The sequence below is a fragment of the Flavobacterium ginsenosidimutans genome (assembly GCF_037478105.1).
Classification (GTDB): domain Bacteria; phylum Bacteroidota; class Bacteroidia; order Flavobacteriales; family Flavobacteriaceae; genus Flavobacterium; species Flavobacterium ginsenosidimutans.
This window is the reverse complement of sequence record NZ_CP147988.1, coordinates 704,666-730,693: the sequence shown is the minus strand read 5'-3', so window position 1 is coordinate 730,693 and position 26,028 is coordinate 704,666. Positions and strand designations below refer to the sequence as shown.

The 26,028-nt window shown below is 33.0% G+C and carries 17 protein-coding genes; 12 read left to right on the top strand and 5 right to left on the bottom strand.

What is annotated here, in order from left to right; translation table 11 throughout:
- Positions 1–3 precede the first annotated feature (3 nt).
- Both V6624_RS03405 and V6624_RS03400 read right to left on the bottom strand, forming a co-directional pair.
- Positions 4–888, bottom strand: coding sequence for a glycosyltransferase (locus tag V6624_RS03405; RefSeq protein ID WP_111287521.1), 885 nt, complete (start codon positions 886–888; stop codon positions 4–6).
- Positions 888–1,571 carry a cell division ATP-binding protein FtsE gene (locus V6624_RS03400; RefSeq protein ID WP_111287942.1) on the bottom strand — a complete coding sequence of 228 codons (684 nt, stop codon included), beginning with the start codon at positions 1,569–1,571 and terminating at the stop codon, positions 888–890. The genes V6624_RS03405 and V6624_RS03400 overlap by 1 nt, the downstream gene beginning before the upstream one ends.
- Before the next feature lie 242 nt (positions 1,572–1,813).
- Between V6624_RS03400 and V6624_RS03395 the strand changes: the two genes are divergently transcribed.
- From V6624_RS03395 to V6624_RS03340, 12 genes are all read left to right on the top strand, one after another.
- Entirely contained in the window at positions 1,814–4,828 is a 3,015-nt protein-coding gene (locus V6624_RS03395) for a tetratricopeptide repeat protein (RefSeq protein WP_111287519.1), read from the top strand.
- A gap of 91 nt (positions 4,829–4,919) precedes the next feature.
- Complete coding sequence (locus V6624_RS03390) at positions 4,920–5,783, top strand: PhzF family phenazine biosynthesis protein (RefSeq protein ID WP_111287940.1); 864 nt, start codon at positions 4,920–4,922, stop codon at positions 5,781–5,783.
- Positions 5,784–5,916: 133 nt separating this feature from the next.
- Positions 5,917–7,668 (top strand): TonB-dependent receptor, encoded by a 1,752-nt coding sequence (locus V6624_RS03385; protein ID WP_111287517.1) that lies wholly within the window; start codon positions 5,917–5,919, stop codon positions 7,666–7,668.
- 132 nt (positions 7,669–7,800) lie between these two features.
- On the top strand, positions 7,801–8,331 hold the full coding sequence (locus tag V6624_RS03380) for a GNAT family N-acetyltransferase (RefSeq protein WP_111287515.1): 531 nt from the start codon (positions 7,801–7,803) through the stop codon (positions 8,329–8,331).
- 74 nt (positions 8,332–8,405) lie between these two features.
- Positions 8,406–8,855, top strand: coding sequence for a hypothetical protein (locus V6624_RS03375; protein ID WP_111287513.1), 450 nt, complete (start codon positions 8,406–8,408; stop codon positions 8,853–8,855).
- Positions 8,856–9,410: 555 nt separating this feature from the next.
- Positions 9,411–11,087, top strand: coding sequence for an asparagine synthase B (asnB, locus tag V6624_RS03370; RefSeq protein WP_111287511.1), 1,677 nt, complete (start codon positions 9,411–9,413; stop codon positions 11,085–11,087).
- Positions 11,088–11,403: 316 nt separating this feature from the next.
- Positions 11,404–13,017, top strand: coding sequence for an asparagine synthase B (gene asnB, locus V6624_RS03365; RefSeq protein ID WP_111287509.1), 1,614 nt, complete (start codon positions 11,404–11,406; stop codon positions 13,015–13,017).
- Positions 13,018–13,230: 213 nt separating this feature from the next.
- Positions 13,231–15,966 carry a M16 family metallopeptidase gene (locus V6624_RS03360; RefSeq protein ID WP_111287507.1) on the top strand — a complete coding sequence of 912 codons (2,736 nt, stop codon included), beginning with the start codon at positions 13,231–13,233 and terminating at the stop codon, positions 15,964–15,966.
- A gap of 281 nt (positions 15,967–16,247) precedes the next feature.
- The gene (gene gyrB, locus V6624_RS03355) at positions 16,248–18,188 is read left to right on the top strand and encodes a DNA topoisomerase (ATP-hydrolyzing) subunit B (protein ID WP_111287505.1); all 1,941 of its coding nucleotides are present in this window, start codon (positions 16,248–16,250) and stop codon (positions 18,186–18,188) included.
- A 110-nt stretch (positions 18,189–18,298) separates the two neighbouring features.
- Positions 18,299–19,234: a malate dehydrogenase gene (gene mdh, locus V6624_RS03350; protein WP_111287503.1), complete on the top strand. Its 936-nt coding sequence runs from the start codon at positions 18,299–18,301 to the stop codon at positions 19,232–19,234.
- Positions 19,235–19,459: 225 nt separating this feature from the next.
- Positions 19,460–22,450 carry a protein translocase subunit SecDF gene (gene secDF / locus V6624_RS03345; RefSeq protein ID WP_111287501.1) on the top strand — a complete coding sequence of 997 codons (2,991 nt, stop codon included), beginning with the start codon at positions 19,460–19,462 and terminating at the stop codon, positions 22,448–22,450.
- Positions 22,451–22,536: 86 nt separating this feature from the next.
- Complete coding sequence (locus tag V6624_RS03340) at positions 22,537–23,151, top strand: acyloxyacyl hydrolase (RefSeq protein WP_239455686.1); 615 nt, start codon at positions 22,537–22,539, stop codon at positions 23,149–23,151.
- 54 nt (positions 23,152–23,205) lie between these two features.
- Here the strand turns inward: V6624_RS03340 and lgt are convergent, their stop codons facing one another.
- The 3 genes from lgt to cysS form a co-directional block, all read right to left on the bottom strand.
- The gene (gene lgt, locus V6624_RS03335; protein ID WP_111287497.1) at positions 23,206–24,138 is read right to left on the bottom strand and encodes a prolipoprotein diacylglyceryl transferase; all 933 of its coding nucleotides are present in this window, start codon (positions 24,136–24,138) and stop codon (positions 23,206–23,208) included.
- A 63-nt stretch (positions 24,139–24,201) separates the two neighbouring features.
- A complete protein-coding gene (yidD, locus tag V6624_RS03330; RefSeq protein ID WP_111287495.1) occupies positions 24,202–24,450 on the bottom strand; it encodes a membrane protein insertion efficiency factor YidD in 249 nt (82 codons plus the stop codon).
- Positions 24,451–24,537: 87 nt separating this feature from the next.
- Positions 24,538–26,019: a cysteine--tRNA ligase gene (gene cysS, locus V6624_RS03325; protein WP_111287493.1), complete on the bottom strand. Its 1,482-nt coding sequence runs from the start codon at positions 26,017–26,019 to the stop codon at positions 24,538–24,540.
- Between the last annotated feature and the right edge of the window lie 9 nt (positions 26,020–26,028).

Below are 26,028 nucleotides of genomic sequence, written 5' to 3'. Positions count from 1 at the left end.
TGATTATTTTTTTAAATCGCAATAAAAGCCTAATTTATAAAAATCTAACAGATATAAATTTGGATTCTCTGAAGTTAAGTTGGCTAAGATTCTCTTTTTTGTTAGTCTATATATAGTCTTTATAATTCCAGTTAAATATAGCTTTTTTAAAAGTGAATGAACCTTTGTTAATCTAGCACTTTTAGGATCAATTTTATGAAAGCGAACTAAGTTGTATAAGTTTTGAACGGCTTTTTCAGATTTTTCAATAAAATCGATACTGTCTTCATTGTTGTAATGAATCAAGAGATTTTCGATATGAACAACTGGAACCGAATTTAAACGCAGATTTTCTATAAAAATCAAATCTTCATATCCATAATCTTTTATGAATTCTGGAAATGGAAATTGTAAAAGGATTTCTTTTTTTAAAAGTAAATTCCAAGTGAATACAAAATCGTAATTGTTTTTAAGCCTTTGATTTAAAGATTTAGTTTCTCTTTTTAAACCATATTTCCACCGAAGCAGTTTTTCTTTAGAAGGAACAATATCTGGGTATTTTACACCGCCAAAAATTACCGATGTTGAATTTGAAAGTAATTCAATATAATTTTTAAGGTAAAATTCGTTCTCAGGCAAAGCATCTGCTTCCATGATCAAGGTAAAATTATACTTTGATTTGGAACACAATAAATTAATATTTCTACCTCTGCCTAAGTTTTCAGCATTGATAGAAAAAGAGCAATTTTCGAGCGTATTTATCTGGCTATTTTCATTGGTGAATTTTTGGCTAAGATCATCTTGCGCCAAAATTTCATATTCAATTCCTAAATTATCTGCTTGCTGCTTAAGCTCATAAACAAGCTTAAAAACATTATAATTGTAAACAGGAATTAAAATCGAAAGCATTACACGCTTCTTTGCACCACTTCGAAGATTCTTTCATCTTCGCATTTTAAGGTTTTAGAAGGGAATTTCATCAATAAAGCATAATCGTGAGTTGCCATTATAACAGTTTTACCTGCGGCGTTGATTGCTTTTAAAACTTCTAAAACTTCAGAACTAGTTTGCGGATCAAGATTTCCAGTTGGTTCGTCAGCTAAGATGAATTCAGGATCATTAAGCAATGCTCTAGCAATCGCAACACGCTGCTGTTCTCCTCCAGAAAGTTGGTGAGGCATTTTGTTTACGAAATCTTTCATGCCTACTTTGTCCAAAACTTCATCAATTTTGTGCTCCATTGCATCTTTTTCGTGCCAGCCTGTAGCTTTTAAAACAAAAAGCATGTTGTCTTTTATAGAACGGTCTGGAAGCAATTTGAAGTCTTGAAATACAATTCCGATTTTACGTCTCAAAAACGGAATATCATTTTCTTTTATGCTTGCCAAATCAAATTCGACAATATGTCCTTCACCTTCAATTAAAGGTAAATCAGCATATAAAGTTTTTAGAAAACTACTTTTTCCAGAACCAGTTTTTCCGATAATGTAGATAAACTCACCGTGGTTAACATCCAAATTAATGTGAGATATAATTTTTCTTCCTTCTTGATATATAGTGACTTCTTTAAGAGATAGTACGGTTTGTGACATAATAAAATTGATTTGAATGGTAAAAGTAATAAGATAACGTTTGTATTCAAAATAAATTTGAATCATTTCTTAGGAAAAAGTTTAAAAAATGAAATGTTTTAGAAAGTTTGAGAACCAATAAATTGAAGTTTATTAAACCTTAAAATCATAAACGATTATTAATTTGTTTATAATAAAACCTAAAAACGTTTCGTTATAAAGCGTATAAAATGATACATTTGAATACCTAAATATTAATCAAAATGCGTAAACTATCCAGGTTCTTTATATTCCAAATTCTCCTTACTTCGACAATAGTTTCGGCACAGAAATCGGCTATTTATACTTACGAATTAAAGGATTTTGACAAAGCACTGGCTTTATATAACGACAAACAATATGCGTCGGCTCAACTGATTTTTGAAAAAGTAAAATACAATGCAACAAACGAAGAAGTGCAATCGGATTGTGCTTTTTACATTGCCAATTGTGCGATTAGAACGAACAAAGCAAATGCTGATGCTTTGGTGGAAAAATTCGTTAGCGATTACCCAACAAGTACAAAACAAAATCAGGCTTATATAGAAGCGGCACAGTATTTTTTCGAACAAGGAAATTATCCAAAAGCTTTACAATGGTTTGATAAAGTTGACGAAAGCTACATGAGCAAAGCAGAATCTGATAAGTTCAACTTCATGAAAGGTTACAGCTATTTTAATGCTAAAAAGAAAAAAGAAGCCACAAACTATTTTAATAAAGTTGTAAATTCTAAAGAATATGGTTCTCAAGCCAAATATTACTTAGGATTTATGGCGTATGAAGGCGATGATTATAAAGAAGCAACGAAATATTTTGATGAGGTTTCGGGCGAGGAAAAATACAAAGAAAAGCTTTCGTATTATCAAGCTGATATGAATTTCAAATTAGGAAATTTTCAAAAAGCGATTGATTTAGGTCAGGTTGCAATGAATAAATCTAATGAAATTGAAAAATCGGAATTGAATAAAATTATTGGAGAAAGTTATTTCAATTTAAAACAATACGGAAAAGCGATTCCTTATTTAGAGCAATACGCTGGTAAAAAAGGAAAATGGAATAATACCGATTTTTACCAATTAGGTTATGCGTATTATGAGCAAAAAGAGTATGAAAAAGCGATTTCTCAGTTTAATAAAATTATTGAAGGAAGGGATTTTGTGGCGCAAAATGCTTATTATCATTTAGGTTTAAGTTATTTAAATACAGGTAAAAAGCAAGAAGCTTTAAATGCTTTTAAAAATGCATCTGAAATGGATTTCAATGCACAAATTCAAGAAGATGCGGCTTTAAACTACGCTAAATTGAGTTATGATATCGGAAATGCTTATCAAGCTGTTCCGGGTATTTTATTAGATTTCCTTAAAAAATATCCAAATAATTCGAGCCGTTCAGAAGTAGAAAAACTATTGGTTGATTCTTATATTTCTTCTAAAAATTATAAAGAAGCTTTGGTTTTATTGGAAAAAAATAGAAGCGCTGAAAACAAAGCGGCATATCAAAAAGTGCTTTTTTATCGCGGATTAGAATTGTACAATGAATCCAATTACCAAGAAGCAGGTAAAATGTTCAAAAGCGCAATCAGCGAGCAAAAAACGCCTGAATTTACCGCTCGTGCGACTTTCTGGAAAGCAGAAACAGAATATTTAAATGATGATATGCAAAACGCTCTTCTAACTTACAAACAGTTTGCAGGAATGGCAGCGGCAAAATCTACAGATGAATATAAAAACGTAAACTATAATATTGGTTACACGTATTTTAAATTGAAAGAATACGACCAAGCAGCGAATTCTTTCCAAGCTCAAATTGATAATTCACCTTCAGATAAAGTTCGTTTAAACGATTCTTACTTGCGTTTGGGAGATTGCCGATTTGTAACTTCAAAATATAGCGCGGCAAATGAAGCATACGCTAAAGCAATTGCTGCAAAAGGCGTGGATGCAGATTATGCGCAGTTCCAAAAAGCACTTTCTTATGGATTTATGTCAAATAATGCCAAGAAGGTAGATGAATTGAACAATTTTATCCAGATGTACAAAAAATCATCTTACCGTGATGATGCTTTGTTTGAATTAGGAAATACTTATGTTGCAGAAAAGAAAAACGATCAGGCAATCAAAACTTATGATCAATTGATTTCTGAATTTAAAGATGGATCTTTTACTTCAAAAGCAATTTTAAAACAAGGTTTAATTTATTACAATTCGGATCGTGACGAGCAAGCTTTGACGAAATTCAAAAAAGTAGCTGCTGAATTCCCAAAAACTCCAGAAGCTTTAGAAGCAGTTGCAACGGCAAGATTAATCTATGTAGATTCTGGAAAAGTAGATGAATACGCAACTTGGGTTCGTACATTGGATTTCGTTGCAGTTACTGATGCAGAATTGGATAATGATACTTATGATGCGGCTTTCAAACAATACAGCCAAAATAATCCTAAACAAGCAATTCTTGGCTTTGCTGGATATATTGCTAAGTTCCCGAACGGAATGCATGCGCTTGAAGCTAATTTCTATTTGGCGCAGCTTACTTATGCAGAAGGTTCTGAAACGAAATCTATTGCTAATTATCAATACGTAATCGATCAGCCTAGAAATGAATTTACAGAACAAGCTTTAAACAGATTGGCTCAGATTTATTTGAAAGCGAAAGATTGCGATAAAGCGATTCCAGTTTTAACAAGATTAGGAAATGAAGCAGATTTTCCTCAGAATAAAAACTTTGCTCAAGCCAATTTGATGAAATGTTATTATGACAAAAAAGATTATGACAATTCGGTTATAGCGGCAGAAAAAGTATTAGAAAATCCGAAAGCAGACGCTGGTGTAAAAGCAGATGCACAGATTATTGTGGCGCGCGCGGCAATACAGACAGGAAATGAAGATAAAGCCAAAACGGCTTATGCAAAACTTTCTGCAACTTCAAAAGGAGAATTAGCAGCAGAAGCTTTGTATTATGATGCCTATTTCAAGACAAAAGAAGGTAAATATGAGGCTTCGAATACGGCAGTTCAAAAACTGGCAAAAAGTTATTCGGCTTATAAATATTACGGAGCTAAAGGTTTGGTTTTAATGGCAAAAAACTTCTATGGTTTGAAAGACAGTTATCAAGCGACTTATATTTTGGATAACGTAATCAACAATTTTACAGATTATCCAGATGTAGTTGAAGAAGCGAAGAAAGAATTGAATACTATTAAAGCTGAAGAATCAAAAACAAATTCGTCGATTAATAGATAGTTTATTAGTAAGAAGTGAGATGTTATCTGTAAAAGGACAACTGAAAAAGAAACATTTCACATTTCACAAATCACATTTCACAAGAAAAAAAATGAGTTTACCTTTTTATATAGTTGATGTTTTTGCCGATAAAAAATATGCCGGAAATCAGTTGGCAGTTTTTATGGACGCAGGAAATTTAAGTAAAGAACAAATGCAGCAAATTGCACGCGAGATTAATTTTGCAGAAAGCACATTTGTTACCAAACTAGACAGAGAAAATAATAAAGCTGAAATTAGAATTTTCACGCCAGCTCACGAAATGCAGTTTGCGGGACATCCGATCATTGGAACTTCTTGGGTTCTGATGAATAAGATCTTTGAAAATTCTCCTAATGAAATAAAATTAGAAGTTCCAATTGGACCAATCGCAATCAATAAATCAGATGATTTGATTTGGTTGAAAGCGGCGCAGCCAAAGTTTTGGGATACTTTTTCGAAAGAGGATTTTACACATTTCAGTAATCTGCAAGTGAGTGATTTCGAAAATCAGTTTCCAATTCAGGAAGTTACAACAGGAAGCGCTTTTGTAATGGTTGGATTGAGCAGTAAAAGGGCTTTAGAAAATTTGGTTTTAGATAAAGATAAAGCAGATGAATGGATGAAACAGCACTGCAAAACAGATCATCGAGGTTTATACTTTTATTATTTAGAAGGAGAAAAACTGTTTAGCCGAATGTTGTGTGTAGAGCATAATCAGTTGGTAGAAGATGCTGCGACAGGAAGTGCCAGTACTTGTTTACAGGCTTTTTTATTAAAATATCATAAACCTGAATTTGAATTGACAAATCATCAAGGAGACTACATTGGCCGTCCATCTGAAATTTATTTTAATGGAAAACTAAGCGGAGATCTGTTTGATATTAGAATAGGAGGAAAAGCTCAGTTTGTGGCCAAAGGAGAATGGGAAGCTTAGAAATTAGATAATTGAGATAATTAGAAAATTAGATAATCTAAAAAGTGAAATGAGAAAAGTGAAATGTGGATCTGAAAAGAGAATATTTATCGAAACACATTTTACAAACAACATTTCACATAATAATATAAATATGAAATTAAACTGCCGACATAAAATAATCATTTTGTTAGTGTTATTTACAGCTCAGTTTTCGATTGCGCAGAAGAAAAATGAAAGCATTGGTACTGAAACGGTAAATGTGGTAAAACCTTATTCGCCGACTATTTCAGATGCTTTTAAAGTGAAAGAGATTCCTTCGCTTGACGACAGCGGTAATCAGCCGAAAGAAGTTATTAAATACAGTATTTTGTCTGTTCCTGTGGCATCGACTTTTACGCCTTCAAAAGGAAAAGCGGAAGGTGTAGAAAAAGCAAAAAAAGAAAAATTATTTAATAATTATGCGACTTTAGGCGTTGGAAATTACAGTACTTTAAATGCTGAATTATTCGTAAATCAGGATTTAGGAAATAATGATTATGTGGCAGGAATGTTTCGCCATCATTCTTCTCAAGGCGGAATTAAAGATGTGGAATTGAATGATGAATTTTACGATACAGCAATTAATATTGGTTACGGTCAAAATAACAGAGATGCGGCTTGGGCTGTAGATTTGGGTTACCAAAACCAGATTTACAATTGGTACGGACTTCCATCAGATTTTGGATCTACAATTCCAGACCAGCGTTATGATTTGGTAAATAGCATCAATCCGGATCATTCTTATAATACGATTTGGCTTGGAGGAAATGCTGAATTTACGGAGAGTATTTTTAGTAAACTTTCTACAAAATTCACTCATTTTTCAGACAGTTATTCTTCATCAGAAAACAGATTTTTTGTAAAGCCAACTTTTACAGTTGATGTAATGGATCAGGCAATTAAAACAAACGTTATTATAGATCATGTAAGCGGTTCTTTCAAAAATAATTATTTACAGGATAATACAGAAGCTTTAAAATATAGTTTTACAAATGTTGGAATTGAGCCAAGTTTTGTAATCAATGAAAATGAATGGACATTAGAATTAGGAGCTGGAATTTATTACAGTGCAGATTCTGAAAACAGCGGAAACAAATTTTATTTCTACCCAAAAGTAAATGCTTCTTATAGATTAGTTGGGGATTTGATGATTTTTTATACTGGAGTAAATGGCGGTTTAAATCAGAATTCTTATGCCGATTTTGTAACTGAAAATCCGTTTTTATCTCCAACTTTAAATATGCGTCCGTCTAGTACACAATATAATGTGTTTGCGGGTTTAAAAGGAAAGTTGGCTAACAATGTAAATTATAACTTGACGGGTTCTTACTTGAATGAAAAAGATAAAGCATTGTTTAAGGCAAATGATTATACAGAAGTAATTACAAACGAAGATTATGCTTTCGGAAATTCATTTGGGGTGGTTTATGAAGACATTAGAACATTCCGTTTCTATGGAGAATTAAAAGCAGATTTCTCTCAAAATGTAACTTTCGGAATCAATGGAACTTTCAATAGTTATAGTACAGACAACAATGTTCAAGCATGGAATTTGCCAACAATGAAATTAAGTTCAACTTTAGACGTTAATATAACTAAGCAATGGTATGCAGGATTGAATGTATTTTATGTAGGTGAAAGAAAAGATATGCAGACAAATACTTCTTTAGGATTAGATGCTGAGACAATAACTCTAAAAAGTTATTTTGACACGAATGCTCATTTAGGTTATAAATTCAATGAACGCTTGACGTTTTTCTTGAAACTAAATAATATAGGAAATCAAGCTTACGAAAAATGGTTAAATTATCCTGTACAAGGATTCCAGGTTTTAGGAGGCGCAAACTATAAATTTGATTTTTAGACTTATTGCCACAAAGACACTAAGGCACAAAAATTTTATAAAAGAATAAAGTGCCTTTTTTTTTCAGCCATGAACTCATGAATTTTTTGGAGTAGATTCGTGAATTCGTGGCTGTTTTTTTAATTTTATAATATGGAAGTTACATTACGTCAAGAAAATAAAAATGATTTTGAAAGTGTTTTTCAATTGATAGAAAAAGCTTTTGAAAAAGAAGAGCATTCCGATCACAAAGAACAGTTTTTGGTTGAAAGGCTTAGAAAATCTGATGCTTTTATTCCTGAATTGTCTGTTGTCGCTGAAAGTGATAATAGAATTGTTGGGCATATTTTATTTACAAGACTAAAAATTATTAATGACAAAGATGTGTTTAATTGTCTATCATTGGCACCTGTTTCTGTGTTACCTGATTTTCAAAGAAAAGGAATAGGCTCAAAACTCATTTTATATGGACATGAAGTTGCAAAAAAATTAGGATACAAATTTGTTATTTTGCTAGGACATCAAGATTACTATCCAAGATTTGGATATGAGCTTTGCGAAAAATACAATATTAAAATGCCTTTTGATGTTCCTTCTGAAAATTGTATGGTATTTGCACTTATAAAAGACGGATTGCATAATGTAAGTGGAAATGTAATTTATCCTTTAGGTTTTTTTGAATAAAAACTTAGACAAAGAAAAAAAACCTTTGCACCTTTGCACCTTTGTACCTCAGAACCTCAGTACCTTTAAAAAAAATGACTTTCAAAGAAAAAATATATATCCATTATACACAAATGGTTCAGGATAGAATCGATGTTTTTAGAGACATGATTACGAACTTGACCGAAGATTCCAAAAACGATGCAAAAGGTTCAGCTGGTGATAAACACGAAACGGCTTTGTCAATGATGCACATCGAACAGGAAAAATTAACGAATAAATTAAAAGAAGCAATTGCGCAAATTGCAGTTTTAGATAAAATAGATCCGCTTAAAACGACAGAAAACATTATTTTAGGAAGTCTGGTAAAAGCAAACGGAATCTATTTGTATGTTAGTGTGGCGCTTCCAAAAATAGCTATTGACGGAATTAATGTTATTGCGCTTTCTCCGCAATCTCCTTTAGGAAATCATTTGATGGGGAATAAGGCCGGGTTTCAGTTTGAAATTAATAAAACGCATTATACTATTCAAAGCGTTGAATAATCTAAATTAGTCTACGAATAACTTTGTCAAAGTTTTAAACTTTGACAAAGTTGATTGCCGCAAAGTTTGTCAAGATGACAAACTTTTATAAAACATAGCCCGTGGTTTCAACCACGGGACGCAATATATACAATACGTTTCCCGTGGTTGAAACCACGGGCTATGCTTTGAAATTAATTAATAAAAAACTTTGTCGAGTCACTGGGAGTTCTCTTTCCTCGAAATTGAAAGAATGTCGCCTAGATGATTATATAAAATACAATTCCAGAACACCTTTTCTTCTTCTCTTTACGAATTTTTCAGTGATACTGAAATAACTCAAAAATTAATTCAAAAAACTAGGCTGAACTTTAAATTTTAAAGCAGTTTTTACCTCAAAATTAAAATTTTCAAGTTTCAAGCTTATTTTTGCTTATGAATTTTACATTTTTCATGTAAAATTAAAATAATGGTTTAAATTTGTAACTGAAATAACTATTTGTGTTTTTCAATTGTAACTAATACTCCATCTTTGCCCTATCAAATTAAAATTTAAAAAATAAAATATAGAATATTATGTGTGGAATTGTATGTGCCTTTGATCTTAAACAAAAAGCCGAAGCGTTAAGACCTCAAGTATTAGAAATGTCAAAAATCATTCGTCACCGCGGACCAGACTGGAGCGGAATTTACAGCAATGATAAAGCAATTCTTTCTCACGAGCGTTTGGCTATTGTAGATCCAGCTTCAGGAAAACAACCTTTATTTACAGAAGATAAAAAATTGGTTTTAGCTGCAAACGGTGAAATTTACAATCACAGAGATTTGCGTAAACAATTTGAAGGAAAATATAACTTTCAAACTGAAAGTGACTGTGAAGTTATTTTAGCATTATATAAAGAAAAAGGAGTAAGTTTTGTTGATGAATTAAACGGAATTTTTGGTTTCGCAATTTATGATGTAGATAAAGATGAGTATTTTGTAGCTCGTGACCACATGGGAATTATTCCATTGTATATTGGATGGGATCAGCACGGAACTTTCTATGTTGCTTCTGAATTAAAAGCTTTAGAAGGATATTGTACAAAAATCGAATTATTTCCTCCGGGACATTATTTATCAAGCAAAGACGGTGAATTTGTACAATGGTACAAAAGAGACTGGGTTGATTATGATGCGGTTAAAGACAACGAAACTAGTATTCCAGAAATCAAAAAAGCGCTTGAAGCAGCAGTTCACAGACAATTAATGAGTGATGTTCCTTACGGAGTTTTACTATCTGGAGGTTTAGATTCTTCTATTACTTCGGCTGTAGCTAAAAAATTCGCTCAAAAAAGAATTGAGTCTGATGATACAACAGATGCTTGGTACCCACAATTGCACTCTTTCTCAGTTGGTTTAGAAGGTTCGCCAGATTTAGCTGCAGCGAGAAAAGTAGCAGATCATATTGGAACTATTCACCACGAGATTAAATTTACAATCCAAGAAGGTTTAGATGCTGTTCGCGATGTAATTTACAACTTAGAAACTTACGATGTAACGACAGTTAGAGCTTCGACTCCAATGTGGTTAATGGCGAGAGTAATCAAATCTATGGGAATCAAAATGGTTCTTTCAGGAGAAGGTGCAGATGAATTATTTGGAGGATATTTATACTTCCACAAAGCGCCAAATGCTAGAGAGTTTCACGAAGAAAACGTTCGTAAATTAGGTAAACTTCACATGTACGACTGTTTACGTGCAAACAAAAGTTTAGCTGCTTGGGGAATTGAAGGTCGTGTGCCATTCTTAGATAAAGAATTTATGGATGTTGCAATGCGCATCAACCCACAAGATAAAATGATCAACAAAGAACATCCAATGGAAAAATGGGTTGTTCGTAAAGCTTTCGAAGATATGCTTCCAGAAAGTGTGGCTTGGAGACAAAAAGAGCAATTTTCTGACGGAGTAGGATACAGCTGGATTGATACTTTGAAAGAAGTAGTAGCAAGAGAAGTTTCGGATGAGCAATTAGCAAACGCTAGATTTAAATTCCCATTGCAAACACCAACTTCAAAAGAAGAATACTACTATCGTTCAATCTTCTCTGAGCATTTCCCAAGCGACGCAGCAGCGTTATGTGTACCTCAAGAAGCAAGTGTAGCTTGTAGTACAAAAATCGCTCTAGAGTGGGATGAAGCTTTCAAAAACTTAAACGATCCATCTGGTAGAGCGGTAGCAAACGTTCACGATGATGCTTATGTTAAAGCCTAAATATGAGTTTAATTTTTAGAATTAGTATATATTTTTTAGAAAAACGTTCTCCACCGAGGGCGTTTTTCTTGTCTTAGGATGTTAAATTATACAATTTCAGATGTTTGTGAAATTTGAGACGTATATGTTTGACTTTCTTTTAATATATTTGGCATCTGCAGTATTATTATCGAATGCTAAATATTTTAATCAAATTAATAGCTGAAAGCAAAAATTAATACATAGTTTTGCTTTCACTGAAAAATTTTAATGTTTTTTTAATGTTCAAACCAAATTTTGAACTATAAAAGGAAATGGAATAATAAAATAAAAGATTATGTCTGGATTATTAGCTGTAATTGGTAAAGGAAAAGACCCCAAACTTGTAAAAGAACTATCAGAAAGAATGTCACATCGTGGCCCTGATGAAAGCGATGTTCATATTATGGAAAATGGAAGTGTGCTTTGTCATGAAAGTTTATCTATTATTGATCTTAACTCAGGAAAACAGCCTATTCAAGGAACGGATAAAGCTTGGATGGTTCATGATGGTGAAATTTATAATTATCAAGAGCTTAAAAATACAGTTTTAAAAAATCATACTTTTAGAACAGAGTCAGATTCAGAAGTAATTGTACATCTTTATGAAGAATTTGGATATGATTTTTGCAATAAATTGGATGGAGATTTTGCTTTTGTAGTAATCGACGGCGACAAATATATTGCGGGACGCGACCCAATTGGGGTGAAGCCTTTGTATTATGGATTGGATGAAAGAGGTAGAATTTACTTCTCATCAGAAATGAAATCTATTGCAGATCAATGCAAAACGTTTTCTACTTTTCCTCCGGGACATTATTATACAGCAAAAACTGGTTTTGTTAAATATTACCGCCCAGAATACGAAGATCATAAAAACGCAAAGCAACCTCTTGACTTAGATTTGATTCGTGAAAGTTTAATTAAGGCAACGAGTAAACGTTTGTTGGCAGAAGTTCCTTTAGGAGTTGTTTTGTCAGGAGGATTAGATACTTCTTTAATTTCTTCGATCACTTCTCGATTATTAAAAGCGAAAGGTCAAAAACTACATTCATTTTCTATCGGATTAGATGCTAATGCGCCTGATAATATTGCAGCTAGAAAAGCAGCTGAGTTTTTAGGGACAGAGCATCACGAAATTCATTTTTCAGTAGAAGAAGGAGTTAAGGTTTTAGAAAAAGTAATCTATCATATTGAAACTTACGATATTATTTCAGTAAGATCTGGAGTTCCAATGTATTTATTGTCTAAAGCGATTGCTGATCAAGGCATAAAAGTGATCTTGTCAGGAGAAGGTGCAGATGAGGTTTTTGGAGGACATTTATATTTTAGAAATGCACCTACAGAAGAAGAATTTCAAGATGAAACAATCGAAAGAGTTCAGAAGTTATTTACAGCAGATTTACTTCGCGCTGATAAAACAACAATGGCTAATGGACTTGAGGTTAGAATTCCTTTTTTAGATACAGAATTTTTAGATGTTGCTATTCGAATCAAAACAGAAGAAAAACAGCCGAAAAATTATGACGGCGTTGAAAAATATATTTTAAGAAAAGCCTTTGATACAGAAGATCCTTATTTGCCTTCAGAAATTTTATGGCGTCAGAAAGAGCAATTTTCTGATGGAGTAGGATACAATTGGGTTGATGAATTAATTGAATATTGTGCTTCGCAAGTTACGGATGAGCAATTAGCAGGTGCAAGTGTAGAATTCCCATATAATTCACCAACAACGAAAGAAGCCTACTTGTATCGATCAATTTTTCATAAATACTATCCACAGGTCAGCGCGGCGCAAACCGTTCGTAAATGGATTCCAAAATGGCAGGAAAATCTAGATCCAAGTGGAAGAGCAAATGCAGCCCATTTAAATGGGAATTTTGAATCTGTAAAATCTGGAATGGCAGTTTAAAAACTTAAGATTATAAAGGAAAAAACCGAAACTATATGCTAAATATAGTTTCGGTTTTTTCTTTTTGTATTATTTGTGAAATTCAGAATGAATATTTTACGGCATCCCGTAAAATACTAAAACTAAGTTAACAAGGATTTCTGAGCTTAGGAAAAATACTATATTTGGTTGCGAAGGAATATTTTAATCCTTAAACCAATATAAACAAAACCTATGAGAAAACTATTACTAAGTGGAATTTTATGCTGCTCATTAATTTCTTTGAGCTCAGTTTACGCACAAAAGGCAGAAGTGCCTAAATTTATTACAAATGTTGAAGGTGTTAAAGAATATTCTTTAAACAATGGACTAAAAGTTCTTTTGATTCCTGATGCTTCTCAAAGTAACATGGTAGTCAATATTGTTTATAATGTAGGTTCTAGAAATGAAGGTTATGGCGAAAAAGGAATGGCTCATTTGTTAGAACACATGCTTTTTAAAAGCACTAAAAATCTGGGAGACATCAAAAAGATGCTTGCTGATAAAGGAGGAAATGCAAACGGAACCACTTGGCTTGACCGTACAAATTATTATGAAATTTTTCCATCGAGTGATGAAAACCTGAAATGGAGTATCGAGATGGAAGCTGATAGAATGATTAACGCAACTATTCTTCAATCGGATTTGGATAAGGAATTTTCAGTTGTAAGAAACGAGTTTGAAATAAGCGAAAATAGACCAGAAAGAGTTTTGCAAGAAAGAGTGGTTTCGACTGCTTATTTGTGGCATAACTACGGAAATAGTACTATTGGAAGTAAAGAAGATATCGAACGCGTAAAAGCAAATACGCTTAGAGTTTTTTATGAAAAATATTACCAGCCAGATAATGCGACTTTGGTCGTTGCAGGTAAATTTGATGAGCAAAAAGCATTGCAATATATTGGTCAGTATTTTGGAGCTGTTCCAAGACCTAAAAGAGTTTTAGATAAAACCTATACAATTGAGCCTTCGCAGGATGGTGAAAAATTTGTAGAATTGAAAAGAGCAGGCGACAGCAAAAATGTTGGAGCACTATATCACACGGTTTCTTATGTTGATAAAGATTTTGCTGCTATTGATGCATTAGGTGAGATTTTGACTGCAGATCCTTCAGGATATTTATATAAATCATTGGTAGATACTCAGAAAGTTTCAAGCCTTTATTCTTGGCAACCAACTTTAAGAGATGCTGGTTACATGTATTTTGGATTTTCTCTAGGCAACGATAAAGATATAAAGGCAACCCAAGATATTGTTAGAGGAGAATTGGATAAAATTGCAACGATAAAATATACAGATGAGGATGTAAACAGAGCTAAAGCTAAAATTATTAAAGAAATAGAATCTGTTAAAAATAACACCATTTATTATGCAATTAATTTAACGCAAATTATTAGTGCTGGCGATTATAGATTGGGGTATTTATATCGAGATGGAGTTGAAAAACTAACTAAGGAAGATATTCAGCGTGTTGCAGAAAAGTATTTTAGAAGTAATAACAGAACAGTTGGGATATTTATTCCATCAAAAGATGAACAGAGAATTAAACCTGTAGAATATACAGATGATCAAATTGTTGCATTAACTAAAGATTACAAAGGGAGAGCTTTGGAAAAAGAAATTGCAGATTTTGAGGCGTCAATCAAAAATCTAAAACAAAATTTGACTGAAGGGAAACTGACAAATGGTGTTAAGTATGGTGTTATTAAAAAAGAAATAAAAGGAGGAAAGGTTCAGGCCAATTTTATTTTCCCTGTTAGTAATGAAAAAGATCTTGAAGGAAAATCAAATGTTGGAGTTATTTTGGCAGAACTGCTTAAAACAGGAACAAAAACAAAAAGCAAAGAACAAATACAAGATCGTTTAGATCAATTAAAATCAAGTATTTATTTTGGTTTTGGCCAACAGACGCTTTCTGTTTATGTGACAACTTACAAAGAAAGTTTTAAAGAGGTTATGGGGATTTTAGAAGATTTACTTCTTAATTCGACTTTTCCTCAAAATGAGTTGACCAAGACAATTAGTGACTATAACACTTATCTTGAAGGAAGATTGAATGATCCAGAGTCAATTGCTTTTAATCAAATTGTTAGACAAACTAATCCCTATCCAAAAGAAAGTATTTTTTATACCTCTACAACTCAAGAGCAAATAGATGCCTTTAAACAGATAAAACAATCTGAACTAGTTGATTTCTATAAAAATATTTTAGGAGGAAATAATGGAGTAGGAAGTATTGTTACTGATTTAGATGCAAAAGAAATTGGGGTGATTTTAGAAAATACTTTTGGAAAATGGAATTCAAAATCAAAGTATGAAATTGCAAAACCTACTTATTTTGAAACAAAAAAATCAGATAAAGATTTGCTTACTCCTGATAAAGAAAATGCTGTTGCGCTTGGAAGGGTGAGTTTTAAAATGGATAGAAATAGTCCAGATTATCCAGCTTTTGTAATGGCAAATGAAATATTAGGAAGCGGAGGTTTTTTAAGTGCTAGAATTCCGATGAGATTACGTGAAAAAGAAGGAATAAGTTATGGGGCAGGAGCAATGATAAATGTGCCAATTACAAATGATGTAGCATATTGGCAATATTATGCTCTTTTAAACCCTACTAAAAAGAATGCGGTTGAAACTGCAGTTAAAGAAGAGATTTCGAAAGCATTAAAAGACGGTTTTACTGCCGAAGAAATGAAGTCGAATTTTAAAAGTTGGCAGAATGGCAGAAAAACAAGATTAGGAAATGATAATACTTTGATTGGGCTTGTAAATACCTATTTACAATATGGAATTCCTCTAGAAGATTATGATGACTTAGAAAATAAAGTTAAAGCGTTAAAATTAGACGATGTTAATAATGTAATTAGAAAATACTTGAGTTTAGACAAAATGACGTCAATCTACGCTGGAGATTTTAATAAGAAACAATAAGCAGATTTGGACTAAAACTCTAAATTTAGTTTTTCGAATCATAAAGCAAAACCGAAATACATTTTTAAAATGTCATTTCGGTTTTTTTTGTGTTATTACCATTTTTAGAATTTGGAATTTAAGAAAATTGGAATTTAAATTCATTTTTGGGTTTATTTTTTGGTTTTTCAGACAATTGTGTTAATAACTTAAGTGCTTTAAGTCGTATTTTAATGGGTATATAGCTCGCGTTTTTATATATTTGCGTGTTAGACATTAATTACATTTTTAGAATAAATTATATGAGCGAAGAAATCAAGAAGAACAATTATTCAGCAGATAGTATTCAGGCATTAGAAGGGATGGAGCACGTAAGAATGCGTCCGTCCATGTATATTGGTGATGTAGGGGTTCGAGGACTGCACCATTTGGTTTACGAGGTTGTTGATAACTCTATTGATGAGGCGATGGGAGGACATTGTGACACAATTGGTGTTGCAATAAACGAAGACGGTTCTATAACAGTTGAGGATAATGGTCGTGGTATTCCAGTTGATTTACATAAAAAAGAAGGTGTTTCTGCACTTGAGGTTGTAATGACGAAGATTGGTGCCGGAGGTAAATTCGACAAAGATTCATATAAAGTTTCAGGAGGTTTGCACGGGGTAGGGGTTTCTGTAGTAAATGCCCTTTCGGTTCATATGAAATCTACTGTATTTAGAGATGGTAAAATTTATGAGCAGGAATACGAAAGAGGAAAATCTTTATATCCAGTAAAACAAATTGGAGAAACAGATAAAAGAGGCACACGCCAGACTTTTTATCCAGATGATACCATCTTTACTCAGACTACTGAGTTTTCATACGATACGCTTTCAGCACGTATGCGTGAGCTTTCTTTCTTGAATAAAGGAATTACAATTACGTTTACAGACAAGAGAGAAGTTGATGAAAAAGGTGAATTTAAAAGTGAAGTTTTCCATTCTCAAGAAGGACTTAAAGAATACATTCGTTATTTAGATGGTAATAGAGAACCAATTGTTTCTCATGTTATCAGTATGGATAATGATAAAGGTGAAATTCCAGTTGAGGTTGCTTTAATTTACAATACAAGTTATACTGAGAATATTTTCTCTTACGTAAATAATATCAATACTCACGAAGGAGGAACGCACTTGCAAGGTTTTAGAAGTGGTTTGACAAGAACACTTAAAAAATATGCAGATGCTTCTGGTTTGCTAGATAAATTAAAATTCGAAATTGCTGGAGATGACTTCCGTGAAGGATTAACAGCAATTATTTCGGTAAAAGTATCTGAACCTCAATTCGAAGGACAAACTAAAACTAAACTTGGAAATAGAGAAGTTGTTTCTCCAGTTTCTCAAGCTGTTGGAGAAATGTTAGAGAATTATTTGGAAGAAAATCCAAATGATGCAAAAATAATTATCCAAAAAGTAATCTTAGCAGCTCAGGCACGTCACGCAGCGAAAAAAGCACGTGAAATGGTACAGCGTAAAACCGTTATGGGCGGTGGAGGATTGCCAGGAAAATTATCTGATTGTTCTGAGCAAGATCCAGCAAGATGTGAGGTTTACCTTGTCGAGGGAGATTCGGCTGGTGGAACAGCAAAACAAGGACGTGATCGTAACTTTCAAGCGATTCTGCCATTACGTGGTAAAATCTTGAACGTTGAAAAAGCGATGCATCATAAAGTATTCGAAAACGAAGAGATTAGAAATATCTTTACTGCTTTAGGAGTAACTGTGGGAACTGCAGAAGATAGTAAAGCATTAAATCTTGAAAAACTAAGATATCATAAGGTAATCATCATGTGTGATGCCGATGTCGATGGTAGCCACATTTCTACCTTAATATTAACGTTCTTCTTCCGTTTCATGAAAGAACTAATTGAAGAAGGTCATGTTTACATTGCAGCGCCACCTTTATACTTAGTTAAAAAAGGAAACAAGAAAGAATATGCATGGAATGATGTTCAGCGTGATCAAGCTAACGAAAGAATGGGAGGAAGTGCCAATATTCAGCGTTATAAAGGTCTTGGAGAGATGAACGCGGAGCAATTATGGGAAACTACGATGGATCCAAACTTCAGAACTTTACGCCAAGTAAACATTGATAGTCTTGCAGAAGCTGATCAGGTTTTCTCTATGCTAATGGGTGATGAAGTGCCGCCTCGTAGAGAGTTTATCGAGAAAAATGCAGTTTATGCAAATATTGATGCATAAAATGAAAAATTAATAATTTCAATTCGTTTAATTGTTTAAATTTACTAGACAATTAAACGAATTGTCTTTTTAAAGAATAGACAAAATTAATAACCGATAAAGTATAAAATATGAAAGTTACCATTGTAGGAGCAGGAAATGTTGGAGCTACATGTGCAGATGTTATTTCGTATAGAGGAATTGCGAGCGAAGTAGTATTGTTGGATATTAAAGAAGGTTTTGCAGAGGGGAAGGCACTGGATATTACACAGTGCGCCACAAACACAGGTTTTAATACCAAAGTGTCGGGTGTGACCAATGATTATTCTAAAACTGCCGGAAGTGATGTAGTAGTAATTACATCAGGAATTCCGAGAAAACCAGGAATGACAAGAGAAGAATTAATAGGTATCAATGCAGGAATTGTTAAAACAGTTGCTGAGAATGTACTAAAGTATTCACCTAATACGATTATTGTCGTAGTTTCCAATCCAATGGATACGATGACGTATTTAGCTTTAAAAGCTACAGGTCTTCCAAAAAATAGAATTATAGGAATGGGTGGAGCTTTAGATAGTTCTCGCTTTAGAACTTATCTTTCGTTAGCTTTAGATAAACCAGCAAATGATATTTCGGCAATGGTAATTGGAGGTCATGGAGATACAACGATGATTCCGTTAACACGTTTAGCATCTTATAACGGGATTCCGGTATCGGAGTTTCTTTCAGAAGAAGTGTTGCAAAAAGTTGCAGCAGATACTATGGTAGGAGGAGCAACTCTTACAGGTCTTCTTGGAACTTCGGCTTGGTATGCGCCAGGAGCTTCTGTAGCTTATTTGGTAGATAGTATTTTGAATGATCAGAAAAAAATGATTGCATGTTCTGTTTTTGTAGAAGGAGAATATGGTCAAAATGATATCTGTATAGGAGTACCTTGTATAATTGGTAAAAACGGAGTAGAAGAAATTCTAGATATAAACTTAAATGATCACGAAAAGGCGTTATTTGCCAAAAGTGCAGATGCGGTTCGTAGTATGAATGATGCCCTAAAAACGATTTTAGTATAATAAAAACGGCAAAAAAGAAAAAAAGCTGCACTTTTGCAGCTTTTTTTTTGAGATTAATTAATAAATAAATTGGTTAATATTTTCGTTAATTATATATTTGCTCGGTTTAAAAAAAAATTGGTAATTCGTGATCTCGTTTTTTTGTTTTAAAAAATCATGTCAGGGCTTATTTTATGGGAGTTTAAAGCAAAAACAAAAATAAAACATAATTAATTTTTAGTAATAATGCAGAATAAAGGACTTATTAAATTTTTCGCAATTCTATTTGCATTGGTAAGTATTTACCAACTATCATTCACTTTTGTGGCAAATGGTGTCAAAAGTGAAGCTAAAGCTTTTGCAGGAGATAATCCTGATAAAGAGCTGAAATATTTAGATTCTATTGGTAAAGAAAAAGTATTAAACCTTGGTTTTACTGATTTCACTTACAACGAAGTGAAAAACAAGCAGCTTAATAAAGGTCTTGACTTAGAAGGAGGAATCAACGTAATTCTTCAAATTTCTATTAAAGATGTATTAAAAGGTTTGGCTAATAATTCTAAAAATCCAGTTTTTAATAAATCATTAGCTGATGCATCTGCAAATTTAGAAGGAAACAAAACGTATTTAAATAAGTTTTTCGAAGCTTTTGAAGCTAATTCAAAAGGTTCTGTAAAATTAGCATCTCCAGATATTTTCGCTAACAGAAGCCTTCAAGGTGAAGGTGGTGTAGATTTTCAAATGTCTGATGCACAAGTTCAAAAAGTTATCAAAAGAAAAGTTGATGAGTCTGTAGAAAGTGCTTTTAAAGTATTAAGAGAGCGTATCGACAAATTTGGTGTTACACAACCAAACATCCAAAAATTAGGAGAAACAGGAAGAATCTTAGTTGAGCTTCCAGGTGCTAAGGATGTTGATAGAATTAAAAAATTATTAGGTGGAAAAGCTCAATTAGAGTTTTGGGAAACTTTCAAAATTGAAGAAATTGGTAATTTCTTAGTATCAGCAAACGAAGCTTTAAAGAAAACTGAAGTTAAAAAGACTGAAACTAAAACTGTTGCTAAAGATTCATTAAATGCATTATTAACAGATGCTAAAGATTCTTCAGATGTTAAAAAAGGAAACAATCCTTTATTTGATAAAATGATCGTTCAAGGTGGTGGACCTGTTTTAGGTTACTTCGCTCCTAAAGATACTGCTGCTATCAATGATTATTTCAAAAGACCAGAAATTAGAGTATTATTGGCTGCTGACCAACACTATGCAAAATTTGTATGGAGCAAGCCAACAACTATAAAAGATCCTAAAGCTAAAGACGTAAAAAGCGCAGCTGATATCGAAGCTGTTGAATTATACGCTTTAAAAGGAAACAGAGACAATAACCCAGCAATGAGCGGTGGTGTTGTAACTGATGCAAAAGATACTTTTGACCAAATGGGTAAACCTGCAGTTTCTATGCAAATGAACAGCCAAGGTGCTAAAGTTTGGGAAGAGTTAACAGGAAGAGCATTTGCTCAAAAAAGCTACATTGCTATTGTATTAGATGATATCGTATATTCTGCTCCAGGTGTAACAAGCGGTCCTATTGCTGGAGGAAGATCTGAGATTACAGGTTCATTTGATGTAGCTGAAACTAAAGATTTAGCTAACGTATTAAATGCAGGTAAATTACCAGCTTCTGCAGATATTATCCAATCAACTGTTGTAGGTCCATCTTTAGGACAAGCTGCTATTGATGCAGGTACAATTTCTTCTGTATTAGGTTTCTTATTAGTTTGTGTTTGGATGGTATTCTATTATGGTAAAGCTGGTTGGTATGCAAACCTTGCTTTATTATTAAACTTACTATTCTTATTCGGAATTATGGCAAGTTTTGGTTTTGTATTAACATTACCAGGTATTGCAGGTATCGTACTTACATTAGGTACTGCGGTAGATGCGAACATTATTATCTACGAAAGAGCAAAAGAAGAATTGCGTGAAGGAAAATCACTTTCTGAGGCAGTTCAAGCTTCTTACGGATGGCATGGTGCAATGCGTTCTATTATTGATGCTAACGTTACTCACGTTTTAACTGGAGCTATCTTATTTATTTTCGGAACAGGTCCTATTAAAGGTTTCGCATTAACATTATTAATTGGTATCGTAACTTCATTGTTTACATCAATCTTTATTGCTAGAATCTTTATTGACAGAAATATTGCAGGAAAAGCTGATTTAACTTTCTCTACAAATATTACTAAAAACTGGTTTACAAACTTCCACTTTGATTTCATCAAAATCAAAAAATTCACTTATATCTTCTCTTCTATTGTAACAGTAGTAAGTTTAGTTTCTATCTTCTTCGTTAACGGTTTAGATGAGGGTGTTGATTTTGTTGGAGGAAGAACTTTCCAAGTTAAATTCGAAAAACCAGTTGATGCTACTGTAGTTTCAGATGAATTATCTGCTGCTTTCGGTACACCAGTTGAGGCTAAAATTTTAGGTGATGATGATCAATTGAAAATCACAACTAAATATAAAATTAAAGAAGATGGTGTAGCTATCGATGAAGAAGTAAACCAAAAATTATATGCAGGATTGCAGAAATATTTCCCAAATACTTCTTATGATAAATTTACTAACTCATTTGATGGTAAAAAAGTAGGAGTTTTACAAGCTTCTAAAGTTGGAGCTTCTATCTCTGAAGATATTAAAACGAACTCATACTGGGCAGTTCTTGGAGCAATGGCAGTTATTTTCTTATACTTAATGGTATCTTTCCGTAAATGGCAATATTCATTAGGTGCTATTGCAGCTGTTGCGCACGACGTTATCTTTGTATTAGGAATCTATTCATTATGTTATAAATTCATGCCTTTCCACATGGAAATGGATCAGCACTTTATCGCTGCGATCTTAACTGTAATTGGTTACTCTATGAACGATACGGTAATTGTATTTGACAGGGTAAGAGAATTTATCATTGGAAACCGTAAAGGAAGTTTCGAAGATATCGTAAACGCTTCTATTAATACTACATTATCAAGAACATTGAATACTTCATTAATGATGATCATTGTATTATTAACAATGTTTATCTTCGGTGGAGAGTCTATTAGAGGATTTATCTTCGCAATGTTAATTGGTATTATCGTTGGTACTTACTCTTCATTATTTATCGCAACTCCAGTATTGGTAGATACGATTTCAAGTGATGAGAAACACACAATCGAAGACAAACACAATAAGGCATAATTAAAAACCTTATTCTAAATAAAAAAAAGATCCAGTGAAAGCTGGATCTTTTTTTTATGTTTGTAAGTGCCAACCAAAAATATATTATGCTTCTAAAACGGATATTCTTTATTGTAGTGTTGTTAGCTGCAATACATCTTAAAGCGCAAGAAAAAAGCAGTAATTATAGAATAGGTTTGAGTTATGGTTTTGGAAGTGAATTTAGTAATACTGATTACACTTTTGAGAATCATTTTTATAAGGCGCAACTCTATTATAAGGTAAAAGAGACCAGAAATTTTAAGTACGAAATTCTAATCCAGCCCGAAATCAATTTTGGAAAACATCAATTATTGAATTATTATTTTGTAAAGCCAGATACGCCCAATTTTGAGCAGAAAAGAATTGAATATATGAAACTGAAAGAGGTGAGGGAATATGTTCTTAATTTCGGTTTTATAGTTAGAAAACCTATTGGCAATATCTTTTCGATTTATGCATTAGGAAGTGTTGGTCCTCTTATTACAGATACAGAAACGGAACGAATGTCTAAAGGTTTTGCTTTTGCAGATGTTTTAGCAATTGGTTTTGCATTCGATTATGAAGATTTCCAGTTTGATGTTCGACCAAGTGTAAGACATGTATCAAATGCTGGTTTAGGAAGCAGTAATGCCGGATATAATACAAAGAATATTGAATTTGGTATCTCGTATCGATTATAAAAGAAAACGCCCAATATCTTTAAATATTGGGCGTTTTTTATTTTATGAAAAAACCTATGATTCTGCTAAAGGGTTTCTTTGTGCTCTAATGATAAAGAAAAGTCCAATAATGATAAATGGAATGCTTAACCATTGCCCTGTAGAAAACATTCCTAATTCGCTTTCAAAACCACCTTGGCTTTCTTTTACAAATTCAACAATAAAACGAACAACAAATAAAAGAACTAAAAACAATCCGAATAAAAGACCAGATTTAAGTCTAGCATTTGTTCTCCAGTATAAAAAGAATAATATAGCAAATACAAAAACGTAACAGAATGCTTCGTACAATTGAGTAGGATGTCTTGAAGGAACTTCTGCCAATAATGTTGCAAATTTTGGATCTGTTGCGATTGCATTGTAAGCTTCTTTTGGGTCTGCAATTCCGGTTTTTTGTACTGCTTCGGCTTTGCTGAATGTATCATGAAGAAAACGGATTCCGAAAGCAGATGAAGTTTCGTGACCTATAATTTCAGAATTAAAGAAATTCCCTAAACGAACAAAAATAGCACCACTAGCAACAGGAATTACAACACGATCTAAAATCCACAATAATGGTCGTTTTAAGATTTTTTTGCTGTAATAGTACATTGCAACAATGATTGCAATAGCTGCTCCATGACTTGCTAATCCTTGGAAACCTGTAAACTGAAATTCAGGTTCAAATTTAAAAGGAAGGAAAATTTCAAGTAAATGATTTCTAAAATATTCCCAATCGTAGAAGAAAACATGACCTAAACGCGCACCTATTAAAGTTGCTAAAACTGTCCAAACAAATAAAGAATCTAATTTTTCAATAGATTCATTTTCTCTTTGGAAAATCTTTTTCATTAAGAACCATCCTAAACCAAAAGCAATTACAAACATTAAGCTGTAATAGCGAATCATAAAAAATCCTAAGTTGATTCCCTCTGAAGGATTCCAAACTAAATTTAAGGCGTGTGTCATGTATTAATTTGTTATATATCTGTAAAAATAAATATTTAATGTAAAGTACCGTTTTCTAAAAAGTTAATGTTTGTGATTGCATTTCTTTTCTGGGACAGGATCGTAACCGCTTCTTCCCCAAGGATGACAGCTTAAAATGCGTTTTATTCCTAGAAATCCGCCATAAAATAATCCGTGAATTTGTAGTGCCTGAATCATATAAGTTGAACAAGTCGGCTCAAATCTGCAGGCGGCTGGTGTAAAAGGCGAAATAGCAGTCTGATAAAAACGAACCAGCAATACAAAAGGATATATTAGAATTTTGGATAACATCTTTCAATAATTAATTGTTTTTTGATTCTTAACTCTTCATTTGTTGTCTGAAAAAGAATTCTGTTACAGCCAAAATTTAAATTTATCTTATTGAATACTAAACGAGGTTCCTTCTTTTCCGTCTTTAAGCTGAATTCCTAAAGCAATTAATTGATCGCGAATCTGATCAGAAAGAGCAAAGTTTTTGTCTGCTCTAGCTTGATTTCTCATTGCTATAAGCATATTTACTACTCCTTCTAACTTATCATTGTCTCCATCAGCATTTTTCTCGTCGATAATTCCTAAAACATCAAATACGAAAGCATTTACTGTTGTTTTGAAATCTTCTAAATCATTAGCAGAAATCGTCTCTTTGCCATCTTTTAATAAATTGATGTAACGAACAGCTTCAAATAATTGCGCAATTAAAATTGGCGTATTGAAATCATCATTCATTGCATCGTAGCAAAGCTGTTTCCAAGCCGCAAAGTCAATAGAACTAGTATTTCCTGCAGCAATATTTGGTAAAGCATCAACAGCTTCCATTAATCGTTTGTACCCTTTTTCGGCAGCGACAATGGCATCATCAGAAAAATCTAAAATACTTCTATAATGTGCTTGAAGCATAAAAAAACGAGTTACAGAAGCAGAAAATGGTTTGCTTAATATAGTGTTGTCTCCGCTAAGAATTTCGCCTGGAAGAATATTATTTCCAGTCGATTTTGCCATTTTCTTACCGTTTAAAGTAAGCATATTAGCGTGCATCCAATAATTTACTGGCGCCTGACCTGTACAAGCTTCGTTTTGCGCTATTTCACATTCGTGATGAGGGAATTTTAAATCCATTCCACCTCCGTGAATGTCAAAATGATTACCAAGATATTTGGTGCTCATTGCCGTACATTCAAGATGCCATCCTGGGAAGCCATCGCTCCAAGGTGACGGCCATCTCATGATATGTTCTGGTTCAGCTTTTTTCCAAAGCGCAAAATCTTGCGGATTTCTTTTGTCAGATTGTCCGTCAAGATCACGAGTATTTGCAAGCATATCATCGATATTTCTACCGCTTAGAATGCCATAATTGTTGGTTTCGTTGTATTTTACAACATCAAAATATACTGATCCATTGGCAACATAACCAATTCCTTTATCAATAATTTTTTTAATGATTTCGATTTGCTCAATAATGTGTCCTGTTGCTGTAGGCTCAATACTTGGAGGTAAAAAGTTGAACGCTTTTAGGATATTATGAAAATCTACAGTATAACGCTGTACCACTTCCATAGGTTCTAATTGCTCCAAACGTGCTTTTTTAGCAATTTTATCTTCACCTTCATCTACATCATCTACAATATGCCCAACATCGGTAATATTTCTAACATAACGAACTTTATAATCTAAATGCAGAAAATACCTAAAGATTACGTCAAAAGACATAAAAGTTCTCACGTTTCCTAAGTGAACATTACTATATACGGTAGGTCCACAAACATACATTCCAACATTTCCATCATGGATGGGTTTGAAATCTTCTTTTTCGCCAGAAAGCGAATTGTATATTTTTAAGGGCTGCGTTGTATATAAAGGCATAAATTTATG

What these genes read in the sequence shown, in the direction of transcription:
- asnB (WP_111287509.1), top strand. Translation starts at nt 11,404, where the DNA reads ATGTCTGGATTATTAGCTGTAATTGGTAAAGGAAAAGACCCCAAACTT.
- V6624_RS03340 (WP_239455686.1), top strand. Translation starts at nt 22,537, where the DNA reads ATGCTTCTAAAACGGATATTCTTTATTGTAGTGTTGTTAGCTGCAATA.
- cysS (WP_111287493.1), bottom strand. Translation starts at nt 26,019, where the DNA reads ATGCCTTTATATACAACGCAGCCCTTAAAAATATACAATTCGCTTTCT.
- V6624_RS03385 (WP_111287517.1), top strand. Translation starts at nt 5,917, where the DNA reads ATGAAATTAAACTGCCGACATAAAATAATCATTTTGTTAGTGTTATTT.
- gyrB (WP_111287505.1), top strand. Translation starts at nt 16,248, where the DNA reads ATGAGCGAAGAAATCAAGAAGAACAATTATTCAGCAGATAGTATTCAG.
- V6624_RS03390 (WP_111287940.1), top strand. Translation starts at nt 4,920, where the DNA reads ATGAGTTTACCTTTTTATATAGTTGATGTTTTTGCCGATAAAAAATAT.
- V6624_RS03405 (WP_111287521.1), bottom strand. Translation starts at nt 888, where the DNA reads ATGCTTTCGATTTTAATTCCTGTTTACAATTATAATGTTTTTAAGCTT.
- lgt (WP_111287497.1), bottom strand. Translation starts at nt 24,138, where the DNA reads ATGACACACGCCTTAAATTTAGTTTGGAATCCTTCAGAGGGAATCAAC.
- V6624_RS03380 (WP_111287515.1), top strand. Translation starts at nt 7,801, where the DNA reads ATGGAAGTTACATTACGTCAAGAAAATAAAAATGATTTTGAAAGTGTT.
- V6624_RS03395 (WP_111287519.1), top strand. Translation starts at nt 1,814, where the DNA reads ATGCGTAAACTATCCAGGTTCTTTATATTCCAAATTCTCCTTACTTCG.
- V6624_RS03375 (WP_111287513.1), top strand. Translation starts at nt 8,406, where the DNA reads ATGACTTTCAAAGAAAAAATATATATCCATTATACACAAATGGTTCAG.
- V6624_RS03360 (WP_111287507.1), top strand. Translation starts at nt 13,231, where the DNA reads ATGAGAAAACTATTACTAAGTGGAATTTTATGCTGCTCATTAATTTCT.
- secDF (WP_111287501.1), top strand. Translation starts at nt 19,460, where the DNA reads ATGCAGAATAAAGGACTTATTAAATTTTTCGCAATTCTATTTGCATTG.
- asnB (WP_111287511.1), top strand. Translation starts at nt 9,411, where the DNA reads ATGTGTGGAATTGTATGTGCCTTTGATCTTAAACAAAAAGCCGAAGCG.
- V6624_RS03400 (WP_111287942.1), bottom strand. Translation starts at nt 1,571, where the DNA reads ATGTCACAAACCGTACTATCTCTTAAAGAAGTCACTATATATCAAGAA.
- yidD (WP_111287495.1), bottom strand. Translation starts at nt 24,450, where the DNA reads ATGTTATCCAAAATTCTAATATATCCTTTTGTATTGCTGGTTCGTTTT.
- mdh (WP_111287503.1), top strand. Translation starts at nt 18,299, where the DNA reads ATGAAAGTTACCATTGTAGGAGCAGGAAATGTTGGAGCTACATGTGCA.